The sequence below is a fragment of the Enterobacter cloacae complex sp. HYC033_NIDB genome (assembly GCF_056673335.1).
Genome location: NZ_CP115123.1, coordinates 2,206,285 through 2,223,884, shown reverse-complemented (window position 1 = coordinate 2,223,884; position 17,600 = coordinate 2,206,285). Strand labels below are relative to the sequence as shown.

Sequence of the window (17,600 nt, the reverse complement as noted above, 5' to 3'; positions counted from 1 at the left end):
ATGTATCCTTTAATTAATCGACGTTCAGCGCGTCATTGACCAGATCTTGTTGCTGCTTCTGGTGAACGGACATATACCCTACCGCCGGAGAGGCGGAGGCCGGGCGACCTGCATAACGCAGGGCAGACCCAAATGGAATCACTTCACGGAAATGATGCTGGCTGCAATACCATGCGCCCTGGTTGAGCGGCTCTTCCTGGCACCAGACAAAATCATGAACGTGAGCGTACTGTTTCAGCACTTCCTGCATCGCCTGATGCGGGAACGGATAAAGCTGTTCGATACGCACGATGGCGACATCTTTCTGATCGTTCTTACGGCGCTGTTCCAGCAGGTCGTAATAAACCTTACCAGAACACATTACGACACGCTTAACGGCCTGCGGATCCAGCTCGTCAATTTCACCGATGGCCGGCAGGAAGGTGCCGTTTGCCAGCTCTTCCAAGCTGGAGACCGCCAGTGGATGGCGCAGCAGGGATTTTGGTGACATGACTACCAGCGGACGGCGCATACCGCGCAGCGCCTGACGACGCAGCATGTGGTAAACCTGAGCCGGAGTGGACGGCACGCAAACCTGCATATTCTGCTCGGCGCAGAGTTGCAGATAACGCTCCAGACGCGCGGAGGAGTGCTCCGGACCTTGTCCTTCATAGCCGTGCGGCAGCAGCATCACCAGACCGCACATACGGCCCCACTTCTGCTCACCGGAGGAGATGAACTGGTCGATGACGACCTGCGCACCGTTGGCGAAGTCACCGAACTGCGCTTCCCAGATGGTCAGAGTGCGGGGTTCTGCGGTGGCGTAGCCGTATTCGAAGGCCAGAACTGCTTCTTCTGACAGCACGGAGTCCCAGACCTTGAACTGGCCCTGACCGTTATGCACGTGCTGAAGCGGAGTGTACGTTGAACCGTTAGACTGGTTGTGTACAACCGCATGACGGTGGAAGAAGGTGCCACGACCCGCATCTTCACCGGACAGACGAACCGGAATACCTTCGTCAACCAGCGTCGCATAGGCCAGCGTTTCCGCGCCGCCCCAGTCGAACAGCTTCTCACCCGCTGCCATGGCCTGGCGGTCGCCATAGATCTTGGCCACGCGGGACTGCATCTCGATCGCTTCCGGCACGGTGCTGATGCGTTTAGCCAGTTCCTGCAAACGCTTCATCTCAACCTTGTTCGGGTAGCTCTCGTCCCACTCGTGGTTGAGATACGGCGACCAGGTAAAGGAGTGCATGTTCATTGGGCGCAGCTCTTTCACTACGCATTCACCCGCATCCAGCGCGTCGCGATAAAGATTGACCATCTCGGTCGCATCTTCCAGCGTCGCCACTTTTTCGCTTTCCAGCTTGTCAGCGTAGATTTTACGCGGCGTCGGGTGTTTTTTGATTTTCTGGTACATCAGCGGCTGGGTTGCACTTGGCTCATCCGCTTCGTTGTGGCCGTGACGGCGGTAGCAGAAGAGGTCAATGAACACATCGCGCTTGAAGGTGTTACGGAAGTCCAGCGCCAGACGGGTAACGAAAGCAACGGCTTCAGGGTCATCCGCGTTAACGTGGAAGATGGGCGCCTGAACCATTTTACCGATGTCGGTGCAGTACGGGGTGGAACGCGCATCCAGCGGGTTAGAGGTGGTGAAGCCCACCTGGTTGTTGATTACGATGCGAACGGTACCGCCCACTTCATAACCACGCGCTTTCGACATGTTCAGGGTTTCCTGAACCACGCCCTGCCCTGTGACCGCCGCATCACCGTGAATAGTGATTGGCAGTACTTTATTGCTGCTCGGCTCGTCCAGACGATCCAGACGCGCACGCACGGAACCGATAACCACCGGGCTGACGATTTCCAGGTGCGACGGGTTAAACGCCAGCGCCAGGTGAACCTGACCGCCCTCGGTTTCGATATCCGACGAGAAGCCCATGTGGTACTTCACGTCACCGGTGCCGAGGTGCTCTTTATGTTTACCCGCAAATTCGTCGAACAGATCCTGCGGCTTTTTACCCAGCACGTTAACCAGCACGTTCAGGCGACCACGGTGCGCCATGCCCAGCACCACTTCGCGCGTGCCGCTCTTACCGGCATGACGAATCAGCTCTTTCAGCATCGGGACTAACGCATCGCCGCCCTCCAGTGAGAAGCGTTTTGCGCCAGGGAATTTCGCGCCCAGATAGCGCTCAAGGCCTTCCGCTGCGGTCAGTTCGCTGAGGAAACGTTTTTTCTCTTCTGCTGAGAAATTCGCGTGGCCTGCCACGGATTCGATACGCTGCTGGATCCAGCGTTTCTCTTCGGTGGAGGTAATGTGCATATATTCCGCGCCGATGGAGCCGCAGTAGGTTTGCTTGAGCGCGTCAATCAGATCGCCCAGCTTCATCGTGTCTTTGCCGATGGCAAAGGAACCTACGTTAAAGCTTTCCTGGAAATCGGCCTCGGTCAGATCGTGATAAGCCGGATCGAGATCCGCTACACGTTCCTGCTGCCACAGTCCCAGCGGATCGAGATTCGCATGCTGGTGACCACGGAAGCGATAAGCGTTGATAAGTTGCAGGACTTTAACCTGCTTCGCATTGGTGTCAGGGTCGGAAATCGCAGAAGAGTAACGTGAGGCATCCTTCGCCAGACGACGGAAATAATCACGTGTTTTTGAATGGAATTGATCCGGTTTGACCCCTGTACCAGGCAACTGCTGGAACATGGAACGCCAGTTTGCGTCCACTGAGTCAGGATCGGTTAAGAAGTCTTCATAGAGCTGTTCTATCCAGCTCTGGTTTGAACCAGAGAGGTAAGAAGAGTCCAGCCAGGCTTTCATTGCGCCGTTCTGCATCGTGATCCCTTAAGCATTTTTATGCTTACTTTCGCCGTAGAAACTACCACGCACACCACGTGTACGTGCCGGGGTTCACCTGCGAGCTCTTTTCATTTGGCCCGCGAAGGAACCTTTAGAAACTGTCTAAACTTCAGGGCAGTTTTTAAAGGTTTCTGCAATTTGCCCGGTGACGCTACGCTTACCGGGCCTACTGTTACGTAGGCCGGATAAGCGCAGCGCCATCCGGCGTTGTTACTTACGCACTGCGCTGCAACAACATCGACTTAATATGGCCGATGGCGCGCGTCGGGTTCAGCCCCTTAGGACACACACTGACGCAGTTCATGATGCTATGGCAGCGGAATACGCTGAAAGCGTCACTTAGCCCTTCCAGACGATTCTCGGTTTCGGTATCGCGGCTGTCGATCAGGAAGCGATAGGCAGCCAGCAGACCCGCAGGGCCGATAAATTTATCCGGGTTCCACCAGAATGACGGGCATGACGTAGAACAGCATGCACAGAGAATACACTCGTACAACCCATCGAGTTTTTCACGCTGCTCAGGAGACTGTAAGTGCTCGCGAGCGGGTGGATTTTGCCCATTATTCAATAAGTAAGGCTTAATCTTCTCATATTGTGCATAGAATTGCCCCATGTCCACCACCAAATCACGCACGACCGGCAGGCCAGGCAGAGGACGGATCACAATTTTCTGGCCAGAACGCTGTAGCGCTGAAATTGGCGTAATACAGGCCAGACCGTTTTTGCCGTTCATGTTTACACCGTCAGAGCCACACACCCCTTCACGGCAGGAGCGGCGGAACGACAGCGTAGGATCTTTCTCTTTCAGCTGGATTAAGGCATCCAGCAGCATCATGTCACGACCTTCTTCCGCTTCAAGGGTGTAATCCTGCATACGCGGAGCATCGTCTACATCCGGGTTATAACGATAAACTGAGAATTCGAGTTTCATTATCCTGTCTCCGCATTAGTAAGTACGAATCTTCGGCGGGAACGCCGGACGCAGTTTCGGTTCCATGTTAACGCTACGACGCGTCATGGTTTCCGACTCTGGCAGATACAGGGAATGGCACAGCCAGTTTTCGTCATCACGATCCGGGAAGTCGAAGCGGCTATGGGCGCCACGGCTTTCGGTACGGAAGTTTGCCGACATCGCAGTGGCGAACGCGGTTTCCATCAGGTTATCCAGCTCCAGGCACTCAACGCGCTGGGTGTTGAACTCGCTGGAGGTATCATCCAGACGGGCATTCTTCAGACGCTCGCGGATCGCTTTCAGCTGCTCAAGCCCTTTGGCCATCGCGTCACCTTCGCGGAATACCGAGAAGTTGTGCTGCATACACTCTTGCAGCGCTTTACGAATTTCCACCGGATCTTCGCCGTTACGGTTGCCGTTCCAGCGGTTGAGGCGCTCAAGAGAGGCATCGATTTCGTCGTCGGTCGCATCACGCAGCGCGCCCTGCTCGGCAATAGACTCCTGGAGATGCAGACCCACCGCACGACCAAATACCACCAGGTCCAGCAGGGAGTTGCCGCCCAGACGGTTTGCGCCGTGCACGGATACGCAGGCAATTTCGCCTACCGCGAACAGGCCAGGGATGACTACGTCTTCGCCCTGCTCGTTCACGGTCAGCGCCTGACCGGTCACTTTGGTCGGAATACCGCCCATCATGTAGTGACAGGTTGGGATAACCGGAATTGGCTCTTTCACCGGGTCGACGTGAGCGAAGGTGCGGGACAGTTCCAGAATGCCCGGCAGACGGGATTCCAGCACTTCTTTACCCAAATGGTCGAGTTTCAGCTTCGCGTGTGGACCCCAAGGGCCGTCACAGCCGCGGCCTTCACGGATTTCGATCATGATGGAACGCGCCACCACGTCACGGCCCGCAAGGTCTTTTGCGTTTGGCGCATAACGCTCCATGAAGCGCTCGCCATGTTTGTTCAGCAGGTAACCACCTTCACCACGGCAGCCTTCTGTCACCAGTACGCCCGCACCGGCGATACCGGTTGGGTGGAACTGCCACATCTCCATGTCCTGCACCGGCACGCCAGCGCGGATCGCCATCCCAACGCCGTCACCGGTGTTGATATGGGCGTTGGTAGTGGACTGATAGATACGGCCTGCGCCGCCGGTCGCCAGCACGGTTGCGCGGGCTTTGAAGTAGACCACTTCACCGGTTTCGATGCACAGGGCGGTACATCCCACCACGGCGCCATCGGCGTTTTTCACCAGATCCAGCGCATACCACTCGGAGAAGATGGTGGTGTGGTTTTTCAGGTTCTGCTGATACAGCGTGTGCAGCAGCGCGTGGCCGGTACGGTCAGCCGCCGCTGCGGTACGTGCCGCCTGCTCGCCGCCGAAGTTTTTCGACTGGCCGCCAAACGGACGCTGATAGATGGTGCCATTTTCCAGACGAGAGAACGGCAGACCCATGTGGTCCAGCTCCAGAATCGCTTCCGGGCCGGTTTTACACATATATTCGATGGCATCCTGGTCACCGATGTAATCGGAACCTTTTACCGTATCGTACATATGCCATTCCCAGTTATCTTCATGGGAATTACCCAGCGCAACGGTGATACCGCCCTGCGCAGACACAGTGTGGGAACGGGTCGGGAATACTTTAGAGAGCAGCGCACAGGTCTGGCCGCTCTGGGAAATTTGTAGTGCGGCGCGCATACCTGCGCCACCCGCACCAATCACAACAGCATCAAATTCTCTGACTGGCAGTTTCATTACACACCCCACACCACAACAAATCCATAAATGACGTAAACCAGCAGAGCAACAACAATAATCAGTTGCAGCGGAAGGCGAATCGCCAGCGGTTTAACGTAATCGGTCAACACCTGCCACATGCCGATCCAGGCATGAATAAGGATGGAGAACAGAGCCAGCAGGGTGAACACTTTGGTGAAGGCCGATCCGAAGAAACCACTCCAGATTTCCCACGTCAGCGTGCCGCTGGTCGCGAAGAAACCGATCATATAGATGATGTAAAGGGTGAGAACGATGGCGGTAGCACGGACCAGGATGAAGTCATGTACGCCGTTGCGTCCTAATGCGGAGGCGTTGCTTACCATACGAGAACTCCTGCGAGAAGTGAAAGCACGACAGTGATCACAAATGAAATGTTAGCGGTACGTTTACCGGCCTCGAACGTCTCTTCCAGGTAGCCAAAGTCCATCAGCATATGGCGAACGCCGCCAACCACGTGATAGGCCAGCGCGGTCAGAATGCCCCACATGATAAATTTCACGAAGAAGCTGTTCATAATGGCTGAGGCCTGGAGGAATCCTTCAGGGGATGAGAGGCTGGTTCCCAGTAACCACAGCAAGATACCGACCGCCACAAACGTAATCACACCAGAAACACGGTGCAGAATGGACGCTATTGCTGTTACAGGGAATCGGATCGTTTTGAGATCCAGATTGACAGGTCTTTGTTTTTTCACATTTCTTATCATGAATAACGCCCACATGCTGTTCTTATTGTTTCCTTCCTCCGGACTGCGATGCGGGTCAGACAGCGTTCCTTTTCTATAACTGCGCGTCATGCAAAACATTGCTTCCAAATGCTAAAACGACACGTTACAACGCTGGGTGGCTCGGGATTGCAGGGTGTTCCGGAGACCTGGCGGCAGTATAGGCCGTTCACAAAATCATTACAATTAACCTACATACAGTTTGTTGGGTTTTCTCTGGAACAGTGATCGGGGTCACGATAACAACATCTTTTTAATTTTTAATCATCTGATTTGACAAATGTTAAACAATATTGTTACAAACGTCATCAGAAAAGGCATATAATGCGCAAAAGTTATGAGGTCTCTCTTTCACCTGACAAATAGTTATGTAACAGTGTGATGGTATTGACCGAAGTTATCAGGACAGTTATTAGTGATATACAGGTTTGAATAATTCGGACTGCAAAAACGCTGATTTGCTGTTGTTTCACTGATATTTCATTCGTTTACCTGCAAGGCGCCATAGCTCTGTACCCTGGTTTCTCCTCGTGAGCTGAGCGGTAAGCCAAATAACAATCTGGTAACGATGATTAACAGCTGAAAGCAAATCCGGTAAAGCGCAGTCTTAAGCATAAGGCGCTAAGGAGACCGTAAATGGCTGATACAAAGGCAAAACTCACCCTAAATGGTGATGATGCTATTGAACTGGATGTGCTAAAAGGCACGCTCGGTCAGGATGTTATTGATATCCGTACGCTGGGTTCCAAAGGGGTATTCACCTTTGACCCTGGATTCACCTCCACCGCATCTTGCGAATCCAAAATCACCTACATTGACGGTGACGAAGGTATCCTGCTCCATCGCGGCTTCCCCATCGATCAGTTAGCCACCGAATCCAACTATCTGGAAGTGTGCTACATCCTGCTGAACGGCGAAAAACCGACGCAGGCCCAGTACGATGAATTTAAAACCACCGTGACCCGTCACACCATGATCCATGAGCAGATTACCCGTCTGTTCCATGCGTTCCGTCGTGACTCTCATCCGATGGCGGTCATGTGCGGTATTACCGGTGCGCTGGCGGCGTTCTACCACGATTCTCTGGACGTGAATAACCCACGTCACCGTGATATCGCGGCGTTCCGTCTGCTGTCTAAAATGCCTACCATGGCGGCGATGTGTTACAAATACTCTATCGGTCAGCCGTTTGTGTACCCACGCAACGACCTCTCCTACGCGGGTAACTTCCTGCGTATGATGTTCTCCACGCCGTGCGAAGAGTACGAAGTGAACCCGGTGCTGGAACGCGCGATGGACCGTATTCTGATCCTGCACGCTGACCACGAACAAAACGCCTCGACCTCTACCGTCCGTACCGCGGGCTCTTCCGGCGCGAACCCGTTCGCCTGTATCGCTGCGGGCATCGCCTCCCTGTGGGGACCGGCGCACGGCGGCGCGAACGAAGCGGCACTGAAGATGCTGGAAGAGATCAGCTCCGTTGAGCACATTCCTGAGTTCGTGCGCCGCGCGAAAGACAAGAATGACTCCTTCCGTCTGATGGGCTTCGGTCACCGTGTTTACAAAAACTACGACCCGCGCGCGACCGTCATGCGTGAGACCTGCCACGAAGTGCTGAAAGAGCTGGGCACCAAAGATGATCTGCTGGAAGTGGCGATGGAGCTGGAACACATCGCGCTGAACGACCCGTACTTCATTGAGAAGAAACTCTACCCGAACGTCGATTTCTACTCTGGCATTATTCTGAAAGCGATGGGCATTCCGTCTTCCATGTTCACCGTAATCTTCGCCATGGCCCGTACCGTGGGCTGGATTGCGCACTGGAACGAAATGCACAGCGAAGGCATGAAAATCGCGCGTCCTCGTCAGCTGTATACCGGCTACGAGCAGCGTGATTTCAAATCAGATATTAAACGTTAATTCGTTACATCTGCAAAAACGCGCCCACGGGCGCGTTTTTTTTAGTTTAAATTGTATTTGAACCCCACTCGCAGCTGATATTCACTTTTTGTATCATCGCCATCTTTATATTCATCAAGATAGCCAAGTTCAAAGAAGGGATAAAACCGTGGCGTAGTATGGAAATTAAAAACAACGTTGTGCTGTAAGGTGTGGTTTTTACCATTGGCATACACGAATTTATCAGAGTGCGTTTTACTGTAATACGTTGGGTTATATTGCACCCAAAAGTCTGGAGTAAAATATTTTGTCAGATAAATATCCACGCGATGCTCCGACGAATCATCCCACTCACCCTGACGTGTTTCACTGTCATGATTCTGATGATTGTAGCGATAGCGCAGTACCGCCCCCAACGTTGGATCAAAATGGTAACCAATGCCAATGTAGGGATCGATGCGTGACCCTGCCGATTCCCAATGAAAAACGGTTCCTGGTTCCAGCCAGAACTGGCTGGCACCTAGCGAGAAGGGCTTATTGAACTCCGCTTCCTGGTAACTGCTTTTCCACTGATCCATGTGCTTACCTAAATCGGCATCGGTTTCAAAACTCCAGTACATGCTTTTCAGGATGCTGTCAGGATCCTGAACAACGCCTGTTAACATCAACCGTTGTAAAAAACTTTCACTGGCGGTGCGGTATTGCGTACGCGGGGCAAAGAACACCGTAGTATACGGTGTCGCTTTTACCTGCGCAGCAGTAATAGTATTATTATTTTCTGCACACACACCCAGTGAAGAAAACGTTATTGCAGCGAATATAATTACGCTTTTTCTTTTCATTATATTATCCTTGCCATTACAGAGATAAGCGCTCCCCTGCCTGATTAAAGACATAATTTAGAGAACAGGGAGAGCGAGATATTACCAGTAACTATTCCATGACGACGTTGCCCGCGCGATGGCTTCCATCAGGAAATAATCTCCCCAGGCACAGCATTCATTTACGCCAACGTTACCTTTAAAATGATAAACAGAATGGTTGAGAAGTCCTTCCCCCTGCTGATGCGTCAGATTGAAATAGCGATCGATCATGCTTTCAATGATTTTTAACCCTAGCGCCTCATAGCTTTCACGATCAGGATGGGTCACCGGTAGCTGTTTCACCAGCTCCAGCAGTGCACAAGCGAGAATGGCGCTGGCAGAACTGTCTCGCTCACTATTCGGGTCGGTTAACGCCAAATCCCAATAGCAAATAAGATCGTCCGGCAGCCGGTTGATAAAGTAGTTTGCCAGGGTCTGGCTCAGCGCCAGCAGCTTTTTATCACCGGTGTAGAGATAATTAAGCAGAAAACCATACACGCCCCAGGCCTGCCCGCGCGACCAGCAGGAATCATCAGAGAACCCCTGATGGGTATTGCCAAACCGTGGCTCACCGGTTCTGACATCCATATAGTACGTATGGAATGTAGAACCATCTTCACGAACGATATAGCGTCGGGCCTGTTCAATATGCCTTTTCGCCGCTTCAGCATAGCGTGGCTCCCCGGTGGCAAGGCTGGCCTGATATAACAGCGGCAAATTCATATTGCAGTCGATGATCATTCTTCCCTGCTGCTCAGGGTTATCCAGCTCTCCCCACGCCTGAATAATGCCGCAGCGGTGATGGTAGCGCTCCATTAACAATTCAGCAGCCTGTAGGGCGATGTATTTTGCCTCTCTATCGCCCGTCAGTTTGCTGCCTGCGATACAGGAAAGACTGTATAAGAACCCCAGATCGTGGTGGTTAGTACAATCTCGTTTGGCAATCCGCTCGCCAAATGAGCGGACGTGCTGTTCGGCTAATGTGCGATAGCTCGCTTCCCCGGTCCACTCCCAGGCGAGCCACAGCTGCCCGGTCCAGAAACCGGTCGTCCATTCCTGATTATCAATCACCGGATACTGACCGTTACGGCAGGCCGCATCGGGAAAGCGCTGTCCGAACCAGGTCATGTTCCGTTCAACAGCGCTGGCGATAAGCGGCATGGCATCACGGATTTTCGTTGCAATCGCCGCGCGCTCACCATGGCGAAGCATAACAGGGACAATCGGTTCCTTACGTATATTCTCAGACATCATTCTCTCGTTCTCGTTGCTTCAGTGAAGGGCTTCCTGACCCGGTGACGGAAGGTCCGGGACCTTTTTATGCTGGTAACACGCGGAGAGGGTAAAAGCAGAAATCCCCGTAAACACCAGTGCTATCAGCCCCATAACCAGATAGGTGTGTTCAAACCCAATTGTCTGGTAGGCATAGCCGGCCGGAGGCGCAACAACGATTGATCCCACATAGATCATCGCCTGATACCCCAGCAGATACATCGTGGCGTTGACACGCTTATCAAAATGTTCGGCAATGTACTTAAAGACCGAGACCAGAATCAGGGCGATTTCGATCCCGTACAGGGGTTTGATAAGGCAGATAATGACCGGATCGTTTGTCAGCCCGGAAACAATTAATCGCAGGCTGATCACCAGTCCGGTGAGCAATAACCCCTGTTTTGCTCCAATGCGATTTATGAGGGCAGGCACTAACATCATGCCGAAAAACTCCGTCGCAGATTGCGTTGTACTCATATAACCAAACATGGCATTCCCCTCTTCTTTTGTGCTGAAGAAGGTGACGAAGTAGCGTGAAAACTGTTGTTCAGCGATAAACATCATCCATGCCACGCCGGCGATGTAGAGCGCAAAGGTCCAGAATTTTTTGTTACGTAGCAGGTTATATACATCGCCAATCACAATTTTTTCTTTCGACAGAACGTTATTCTCTTCCTGACCGAAATGATCGACTTTGAGCGTCAGCAGCACCGCAAGCATGCACAGTGCGGAAGCGCTACTGATAACAAAGTTAATTTTTGGCGAGATGTTATAGAGGTAACCGGAAAATGAGGAGGCCGACGCCCATCCCAGTGCGGCCCACATGCGGATACGGCCAAACTCCATATCGTATAAACGGCTGAAACGATCGACATAAGACTCTTCGGCCGCAACGCCTGCGTACCATCCAAGACTGAAAAACAAGGCGCCGACGATCATGCCGCTGGCAAAATGAGTCTCCAGCAGCGGCAGATAGCACCAGATAAAAAAGGGAGCCATCAATGCTGAAACGGCGCAGACAAAGTAAAGCAGATGTTTTTTCATGCCCATTTTGTCCATGATATAGCCATAAATAGGCTTAAAAATGACAGCAAAAACGCCGTTAACGGCGAACACGGTGCCAATTTCTATGCCATCAAGTCCGGCTTTATCCCCCAGCCAGATGGCATAAAGCCCAAAACTTGCAGCCCAGGTAAAGGTAAACAGAAAAACGAAGAGGCTTAGTTTGATATAAGCCGAACGTGTTGATTGAACAGGGTTCATGGTTATCTTTCTCCGCACGCACGCCAGGTGCGCCAGCTATTGTATGTGTAGGGTTTTCGTGTTCAGCGTGAGAACCTGGCTCAGGCGATCGAAGGCCAGCGTCATCGGTGGCGGCAGGACAGAGGCCATCGTGGCCGTTACGGCACACGCCAGCCAGTGCGTACCGGGTTCAAGCACGGCGCCCAGGCAGGGGATCTCGCCCGGTGCAGCATGGAGAATGTGGCTGTTGGGAGGCGTCGTGACGGTCAGCGCGTGACGCTCGCAGAGCAGATCCACAATCTGGCTACACCCGGACAAGGTGTTCAGGGCTACCTCATGAGAAGCTTTACTTGTTTCCGCGAGTAAATGACGATTGATGGCGAATCCACCCTCGACGCTGTCGAGCGCGCGCTGGGTTTCAACCCGGTGGAGTCGGATGTGCCCCTGTTGATGCGGGATAAGCCAGGTCGTGACAAATACATCCGGCCAGGGTTGCCAGGTGCTGCGGAGCCAGGCGTCAGTCATGTCGACAGAGGTGCACTCGCGGCGTCCGCGCCAGTAGTTGTCCTGCTCACTGAATATCAGCATCGAATCGCATGCCGCATGATTCAGGGCGTCATTTCCCCGCGTAAGCGTGAATCCAAAATGGCTGGAATAGGCAAACTTGCTGTATTTCGCCTCGAAATTGACGAAGTTATTACGATCGTACTGACCCGACATCAGCATCCATGCGTGCCGGTTTTCGTCGGCATGTACGATGATTTGCCCGGCCTCTTTTATCTGATGAATATTTTCCCGCGCTGGCAGCGGTGCGGCCTCAGCCTGCCAGAACGGGCTATCATCCGGTAATGCAAGAATCAATAATGTTTTGCATGCCCACCAGGGTGAGCACGGGCTATTGTAATCTTCCGTCATCACCAGGTTCGGATAGGTATAACCCAGGGTAAATAAGCCGTCATTATCCATAAAGGGCTGCGCCATCCACCAGTCAAGATGGCGAAGGATCAGGCCTTTGACGACCCCTGGCGAGAAAACATCCAGCCCGGTATAGGCCACTGCGCTCCAGAATGCGGCCTGCACAAAGCGGTAGGTCAAGCTACGGCCAAAGGGGATGGCATTGCCGTCGCAGGTGAAATAGTGGAGGTAGTCGCCCGCGAACTGATGCGCCCGCTGGCGATAACAGAGACAACGCGACGGATCGACATCCTGCATAAAGTGGCTATACAACAGGCTGTAAAAATGAAAACCGCTGGAAATGTAGTAATCGCGTGGCTTTCCGGCGCCGTCGGAATACCATCCGTTACCCAGCCAGAAGGGTTCAACCGCGTTCAGATGCTTATCAATCACCATCATATCGTAATGGCGCCCTACCCGTTTCAGTCCAACCTGAACCAGGACCGGGAAAAAATGCCAGTTATTATCGGGGATGGTTATTTCGGCACTCTGGCGCAGCCAGCGTTCCAGATTGTCCTGTTCAGTAGCCGAAAGCGCCTGCCAGATCCCGGTGTCAGGTAGCGCCAGCGCCAGGCCAAACGCCGCCATTTCGACACAGCGTTGGTCGTTGTCAGACAGATCGCCCCAGTAGTCTGGATGCTGAGGGTCGCAACCACTACGGATGCCCTGTAAAAATATTTCCCTATACCCTTCCGCTTCGCCGCCGCTCAACAGCGGCGCAAGCGCCCACATCAGGCGTGCAAAGCCCTCAATACCCGCGATATCGTCTGTATAGTGAGCTGCCGTTTCCCCAATGTGCAAACGGGTATTTTCCCGGGTCAGATGGGGCACAGCAGCGGCAATCCAACCCTCTGCGAGTTGGCAATAATCGTTCCTTACCTGCATAATGAAACCTCGTTTCATTTGATGATTTCGGGGCATCATAAGGAGTCAGAGACGCAGACAAATGTGATAATTGTCGTATTTTCAAACAGCGCAGTTTATTGAGAACAATATTGGCTGGAATTTTGGCGGTAAAATTTGGTTAAGATGATAAAAATTTAAGTTTGTTCACATCCTCTCCGAGGCAGCCAGGGGCTACCATGCAGCGTTCCGAAGACAACAGTTATCTGGAACATATCAATCTCACAGACAGGTCGATCTACTTTAACCGCATGAAAGATATGCCAGCGAATTACTATCATTGGCATCAATGTGTGGAAATTTTATCGGTGTCCCAGGGGGTTGGGATCGCGTTGATGGAGCATCAGCAATATACCGTTAAACCCGGGCGGATCTTTATTTTCCCACCGGGGAAACTTCACAAAGTTTACGTCGAGCAGGACGCACGCAATATCTACCACCGCACGACGCTGCACTTTAACGGCTCAGTGATTGACCACTATCTGCGTGATTTCCCCCGTCAGCAAAAACTGCTTCGCCAGTTGTGTGGTCGCGGAGAAAAAGCCCGGGTCTTTGATGTGCACGATGTACAACCCGTCATTGAGAACGTACTGGATCGCTTTGAAGCCATGATGAAAAGTGAAACATTCAGCATCAGTGACAGCGCATTTCTGGTGATGCAGTTGATCAGCCTGTTACCCTGGCAGGAGCAGGCCACCGGGCAGAATACCTTTTCGGCGAATATTATCCGCTGGCTCGAAACCCGCTTTCATCAGCGCTGTACGCTGGAAGAGATCGCCAGAGCCATGGGTTGTTCCCGAGGACATGCATCCCGCCGGTTCCACGATGAAACCGGCGGGACGATTCAGGAATATTTGACGATGAGGCGCATCCGCCAGGCGTGCGAATTATTACTGCACAGCAATGCTACGGTACGGGAGATTGCCGCACAGGTTGGCTTCTCCGAATACGCCTGGTTTATTACCTGCTTTCGTAAAAATATGGGGAAAACGCCCCTACAGTATCGCAAGACCTACGCTACACCATGACGTCATCTCTGACAGTTCGGACACCAGTAAAACGGCCTGGAAGAGATCGTCGCCTTCTCAATCACCCCGCCGCACCGCTCACACTTTTTACCTGCCCGATGAAACACCTTGAAGCGGAACAGCGCCCCGTGATGCTTGTTCTCATCCACCACGCCGCGCGTGTTGTACGACAGCCGTGGGATATCCAGTAACGCGTACGACAGCGCCTCCAGCTGTTCATCGCTCAGCTGCGACGCTTTGCGCTGCGGCGCCAGCCCCACTTCCCAGAGGATCTCCACCCGCAGGTAGTTTCCCAGCCCCGCCAGAAATGCCTGATCGAGCAACAGCCCGGAAAACTGCCGGTTGCGGAATGTGGCGGATAACAACCGGGCTTTCACATCGCTTGCCGTCAGACGCATGTCGAGCACGTCCGGCCCGACCCGCTGTAAGAACGGATGCGTCAGCAGCTGCTCCGGCGTTAACATTTCGATATCAGAGGCGCTGTAAAGCAGGATCGCCTTATCCGCCGTTTGTAGCCGCACGCGCAGCACGCGGGTCGTTTGCGGCTGCTCGTCCGCCTCCACCACCCGCCAGACACCGTAAAGCTGATTATGGCTGTATAACGTCAGGTTATGGGAAAAGTGGGTGAGTAACGCCTTGCCGCGCGTTTCAATGTGGGTCACCGTCTGCCCCACCAGCTGCGATTCAAACGGCTTGAGTTGAGGAAAGGCAAACCAGACGTGTGTCAGAGGTTTGCCCTTTATCGCCGCCTCCAGGCTATCCGCCGCGCGGCGGATCTCCGGACCTTCTGGCATGTTATTGTCCTTTCATGATTATTCTGCGCTGACAACAATGCCCTCTTCCGAGAACGCCGCCCGCAGGCGTCGCGCAAACTGGAGCGCATGCTCGCCGTCACCGTGTAAGCACACCGTATCAGCCTGAACGTTTGCCGTTGTCCCCTCCGTTGAGGTTACTCGCCCGAAGCGCACCATCTCCAGCGTCTGCGCCAGTGCTTTACCTTCGTCGGTGATCAGCGCACCGGCCTGCGTACGCGGAACAAGGCTACCGTCCGGCAGGTATCCCCGATCGGCAAACACTTCCTGCCGCGTAGTCAGCCCCAGCCGTTCTCCGGCACGAATAAGCTCGCTGCCCGCCAGGCCTACCAGAATCAGTTGCGGATTACAGTCCCGCACCGCACGGGCAATGGCATCCGCCAGCGCCGGATCTTTCGCCGCCTGGTTATAGAGCATGCCGTGCGGCTTGACGTGGCGCAACACGCCATTCTCAGCGCGCACTATCGCCTCCAGCGCGCCGATCTGGTAGAGCATTTGCGCGTAAACCGTCTCAGGCGGCAGATCCATCGCTGTGCGACCAAAGTTTTCCCGGTCGGGAAAGCTGGGGTGAGCGCCAATCGCCACGCGGTTTTTCATGGCATTGCGCACGCTCGCCAGCATGGTCTGCGCATCGCCGGCATGAAACCCGCAGGCGATGTTCACCGAGGAGACCAGCGTCATCAGCGCCGCATCGGCGCTGCTGCCCTCCCCCAGATCGGCGTTTAAATCAATCTTTACCATCGAGCCTCCACGCCAGCTGATCGAGATAACGCTGCTGATCCTGCCGGGCTTTCAGCGCCTCCTCCAGCGAACACTGCACAAAATGAATGGGCTGACCGAGAGGAATTTGCGCCAGATGGTAGCGATCCGCTTCGATAATGCAGGCAATACGCGGATATCCCCCCGTGGTTTGCGCATCGTTCATCAGTACGATGGGCTGCCCGTTGCCCGGCACCTGAATCACCCCGGGCAACAGACCATGGGAAAGCAGCTCCCGGTCAGTCGTGCGGGTCAGCGGCTGGCCCTGAAGCCGGTAACCCATGCGGTTACTCTGCGGGCTGATCTTCCATGGCGAGCGCCAGAAAGACTCTTTCGCGGCTTCATCAAACTCATGGTATTCCGGTCCTGGTAAGGCGCGGATCACGTTCCCCCACAGCAGCTGTTTCACGCCCTGCGTGGTGGTGAAATGGCGCGTTGAGGTCTTTATCCGCAGACGATCGCCGTCACGCAGCAGCCGTCCTTCATGGCCGCCCATTCCCGCTTTCTGGTCGGTGCTGGATGAGCCCAACACCTCCGGCACGTCGATCCCCCCCGCCACCGCAAGATAGCTGCGCACGCCGTGCAGAGGACGCTTGAGCGTCAGACGCTGCCCGGCCTTCGCCCGCAATCGCCAGCCGGTCCACACCGCTTTGCCGTCCAGCGTCGCGTCACAGCCCGCGCCGGTTAAGGCAAACCAGGTTTCCTGACCAAACTCAATCACGCACTGACCCAGCGTAATTTCTAACGCCGCCGTGCTGCCTGCGTTACCTACCAGCAGGTTGGCAATCTCCAGCGAAGGGCGATCGAGCGCACCGCAGTAGCTCACGCCCGACTGACGCAGCCCAAAACGCCCGGCATCCTGTACCGAGGTGTAAAGCCCTGCGCGAATAAGCGTTAACATACCCCCTCCTTCTGCGGGATAAAGCGCAGGGTATCCCCCGGACGCAGGAGTATGGGCGCATCCTGGCCTGGTTCAAATAACGGCGTGGACGTGTGCCCAATCAGCTGCCAGCCTCCCGGTGAGGCGAGCGGATAAATTCCCGTTTGCTCGCCACCAATCGCCACGCTGCCCGCCGGTACGCTCAGGCGCGGCTCAGCCCGGCGCGGCGTATGCAGCTGGGGCGATAACCCGCCCAGATAGGGGAAACCCGGCTGAAATCCCAAAAACCAGACAACATAGTCGACTGAGCTATGCAGCTCCACAACCTGCTTCTCCGTTAATCCACAGTGTTCGGCCACCACGCCAAGGTCGGGACCTCCCTTGCCGCCATAGACAACCGGGATCTCAATCGTCCGCGATTCCGGCTCCAGCGCCTCGCTCTCCTCCCACCAGCGTTGCAGACGCTCAATGGCATCCAGCGCCCCCGTGTGCGGATCACGCAGCACCACGGTGATATTATTCATACCCGGAATAGCTTCAACCACGCCGGGTAGCTCGGGCAGTCGCTGAGCCAGACGCCAGATACGCTTTTGCGTGGCAAGCGTCACCGGAGGCTCAAGCTCCAGAACTACCGCGGTTTCACCCAGAAGATAACAACGCGCTCGCTGCACTTAACTACCTC

Annotated in this window: 15 protein-coding genes; 2 read left to right on the top strand and 13 right to left on the bottom strand. The window is 54.2% G+C overall.

Translation table 11 applies throughout. The features are described from left to right. Positions 1-13: 13 nt before the first annotated feature. From sucA to sdhC, 5 genes are all read right to left on the bottom strand, one after another. Complete coding sequence (gene sucA / locus O1721_RS10630; protein ID WP_003858615.1) at positions 14-2,821, bottom strand: 2-oxoglutarate dehydrogenase E1 component; 2,808 nt, start codon at positions 2,819-2,821, stop codon at positions 14-16. A gap of 238 nt (positions 2,822-3,059) precedes the next feature. Further along, complete coding sequence (locus O1721_RS10625; protein WP_023303307.1) at positions 3,060-3,776, bottom strand: succinate dehydrogenase iron-sulfur subunit; 717 nt, start codon at positions 3,774-3,776, stop codon at positions 3,060-3,062. Positions 3,777-3,791: 15 nt separating this feature from the next. Next, positions 3,792-5,558 (bottom strand): succinate dehydrogenase flavoprotein subunit, encoded by a 1,767-nt coding sequence (sdhA, locus tag O1721_RS10620; protein ID WP_003858619.1) that lies wholly within the window; start codon positions 5,556-5,558, stop codon positions 3,792-3,794. Next, positions 5,558-5,905: a succinate dehydrogenase membrane anchor subunit gene (sdhD, locus tag O1721_RS10615; protein ID WP_003858621.1), complete on the bottom strand. Its 348-nt coding sequence runs from the start codon at positions 5,903-5,905 to the stop codon at positions 5,558-5,560. Before sdhD ends, sdhA begins: the two co-directional genes overlap by 1 nt. Continuing rightward, positions 5,899-6,303, bottom strand: coding sequence for a succinate dehydrogenase cytochrome b556 subunit (sdhC, locus tag O1721_RS10610; RefSeq protein WP_026080740.1), 405 nt, complete (start codon positions 6,301-6,303; stop codon positions 5,899-5,901). Before sdhC ends, sdhD begins: the two co-directional genes overlap by 7 nt. A 639-nt stretch (positions 6,304-6,942) precedes the next feature. On the opposite strand from sdhC, the gene O1721_RS10605 reads away from it, so the two are divergent. Continuing rightward, positions 6,943-8,226 (top strand): citrate synthase, encoded by a 1,284-nt coding sequence (locus O1721_RS10605; RefSeq protein WP_006809584.1) that lies wholly within the window; start codon positions 6,943-6,945, stop codon positions 8,224-8,226. A gap of 41 nt (positions 8,227-8,267) precedes the next feature. Here O1721_RS10605 and O1721_RS10600 read toward each other — a convergent pair whose 3' ends face one another. The 4 genes from O1721_RS10600 to O1721_RS10585 form a co-directional block, all read right to left on the bottom strand. Next, on the bottom strand, positions 8,268-9,047 hold the full coding sequence (locus O1721_RS10600) for an oligogalacturonate-specific porin KdgM family protein (protein ID WP_032647731.1): 780 nt from the start codon (positions 9,045-9,047) through the stop codon (positions 8,268-8,270). An 81-nt stretch (positions 9,048-9,128) separates the two neighbouring features. Continuing rightward, positions 9,129-10,319: a glycoside hydrolase family 88 protein gene (locus O1721_RS10595; protein WP_032102685.1), complete on the bottom strand. Its 1,191-nt coding sequence runs from the start codon at positions 10,317-10,319 to the stop codon at positions 9,129-9,131. A 21-nt stretch (positions 10,320-10,340) separates the two neighbouring features. Further along, positions 10,341-11,603: an oligosaccharide MFS transporter gene (locus O1721_RS10590; RefSeq protein WP_479953831.1), complete on the bottom strand. Its 1,263-nt coding sequence runs from the start codon at positions 11,601-11,603 to the stop codon at positions 10,341-10,343. A gap of 36 nt (positions 11,604-11,639) precedes the next feature. Beyond that, positions 11,640-13,421, bottom strand: coding sequence for a DUF2264 domain-containing protein (locus O1721_RS10585; protein ID WP_162875192.1), 1,782 nt, complete (start codon positions 13,419-13,421; stop codon positions 11,640-11,642). 197 nt (positions 13,422-13,618) lie between these two features. On the opposite strand from O1721_RS10585, the gene O1721_RS10580 reads away from it, so the two are divergent. After that, positions 13,619-14,467, top strand: coding sequence for an AraC family transcriptional regulator (locus O1721_RS10580; RefSeq protein ID WP_032647729.1), 849 nt, complete (start codon positions 13,619-13,621; stop codon positions 14,465-14,467). Positions 14,468-14,469: 2 nt separating this feature from the next. Here the strand turns inward: O1721_RS10580 and nei are convergent, their stop codons facing one another. From nei to pxpB, 4 genes are read right to left on the bottom strand one after another with little or no spacing between them, the layout of a single operon-like run. Beyond that, positions 14,470-15,261 carry an endonuclease VIII gene (gene nei / locus O1721_RS10575; protein WP_032647727.1) on the bottom strand — a complete coding sequence of 264 codons (792 nt, stop codon included), beginning with the start codon at positions 15,259-15,261 and terminating at the stop codon, positions 14,470-14,472. Positions 15,262-15,279: 18 nt separating this feature from the next. Continuing rightward, entirely contained in the window at positions 15,280-16,020 is a 741-nt protein-coding gene (pxpA, locus tag O1721_RS10570) for a 5-oxoprolinase subunit PxpA (protein ID WP_032649995.1), read from the bottom strand. After that, the gene (gene pxpC, locus O1721_RS10565) at positions 16,007-16,939 is read right to left on the bottom strand and encodes a 5-oxoprolinase subunit PxpC (protein WP_032647725.1); all 933 of its coding nucleotides are present in this window, start codon (positions 16,937-16,939) and stop codon (positions 16,007-16,009) included. The genes pxpA and pxpC overlap by 14 nt, the downstream gene beginning before the upstream one ends. Next, complete coding sequence (gene pxpB, locus O1721_RS10560) at positions 16,933-17,589, bottom strand: 5-oxoprolinase subunit PxpB (protein ID WP_003858633.1); 657 nt, start codon at positions 17,587-17,589, stop codon at positions 16,933-16,935. The genes pxpC and pxpB overlap by 7 nt, the downstream gene beginning before the upstream one ends. Positions 17,590-17,600 lie beyond the last annotated feature (11 nt).

What these genes read in the sequence shown, in the direction of transcription:
- pxpA (WP_032649995.1), bottom strand. Translation starts at nt 16,020, where the DNA reads ATGGTAAAGATTGATTTAAACGCCGATCTGGGGGAGGGCAGCAGCGCC.
- sdhD (WP_003858621.1), bottom strand. Translation starts at nt 5,905, where the DNA reads ATGGTAAGCAACGCCTCCGCATTAGGACGCAACGGCGTACATGACTTC.
- O1721_RS10625 (WP_023303307.1), bottom strand. Translation starts at nt 3,776, where the DNA reads ATGAAACTCGAATTCTCAGTTTATCGTTATAACCCGGATGTAGACGAT.
- sdhA (WP_003858619.1), bottom strand. Translation starts at nt 5,558, where the DNA reads ATGAAACTGCCAGTCAGAGAATTTGATGCTGTTGTGATTGGTGCGGGT.
- O1721_RS10585 (WP_162875192.1), bottom strand. Translation starts at nt 13,421, where the DNA reads ATGCAGGTAAGGAACGATTATTGCCAACTCGCAGAGGGTTGGATTGCC.
- pxpC (WP_032647725.1), bottom strand. Translation starts at nt 16,939, where the DNA reads ATGTTAACGCTTATTCGCGCAGGGCTTTACACCTCGGTACAGGATGCC.
- sdhC (WP_026080740.1), bottom strand. Translation starts at nt 6,303, where the DNA reads ATGTGGGCGTTATTCATGATAAGAAATGTGAAAAAACAAAGACCTGTC.
- nei (WP_032647727.1), bottom strand. Translation starts at nt 15,261, where the DNA reads ATGCCAGAAGGTCCGGAGATCCGCCGCGCGGCGGATAGCCTGGAGGCG.
- O1721_RS10600 (WP_032647731.1), bottom strand. Translation starts at nt 9,047, where the DNA reads ATGAAAAGAAAAAGCGTAATTATATTCGCTGCAATAACGTTTTCTTCA.
- sucA (WP_003858615.1), bottom strand. Translation starts at nt 2,821, where the DNA reads ATGCAGAACGGCGCAATGAAAGCCTGGCTGGACTCTTCTTACCTCTCT.
- O1721_RS10595 (WP_032102685.1), bottom strand. Translation starts at nt 10,319, where the DNA reads ATGTCTGAGAATATACGTAAGGAACCGATTGTCCCTGTTATGCTTCGC.
- O1721_RS10590 (WP_479953831.1), bottom strand. Translation starts at nt 11,603, where the DNA reads ATGAACCCTGTTCAATCAACACGTTCGGCTTATATCAAACTAAGCCTC.
- O1721_RS10605 (WP_006809584.1), top strand. Translation starts at nt 6,943, where the DNA reads ATGGCTGATACAAAGGCAAAACTCACCCTAAATGGTGATGATGCTATT.
- O1721_RS10580 (WP_032647729.1), top strand. Translation starts at nt 13,619, where the DNA reads ATGCAGCGTTCCGAAGACAACAGTTATCTGGAACATATCAATCTCACA.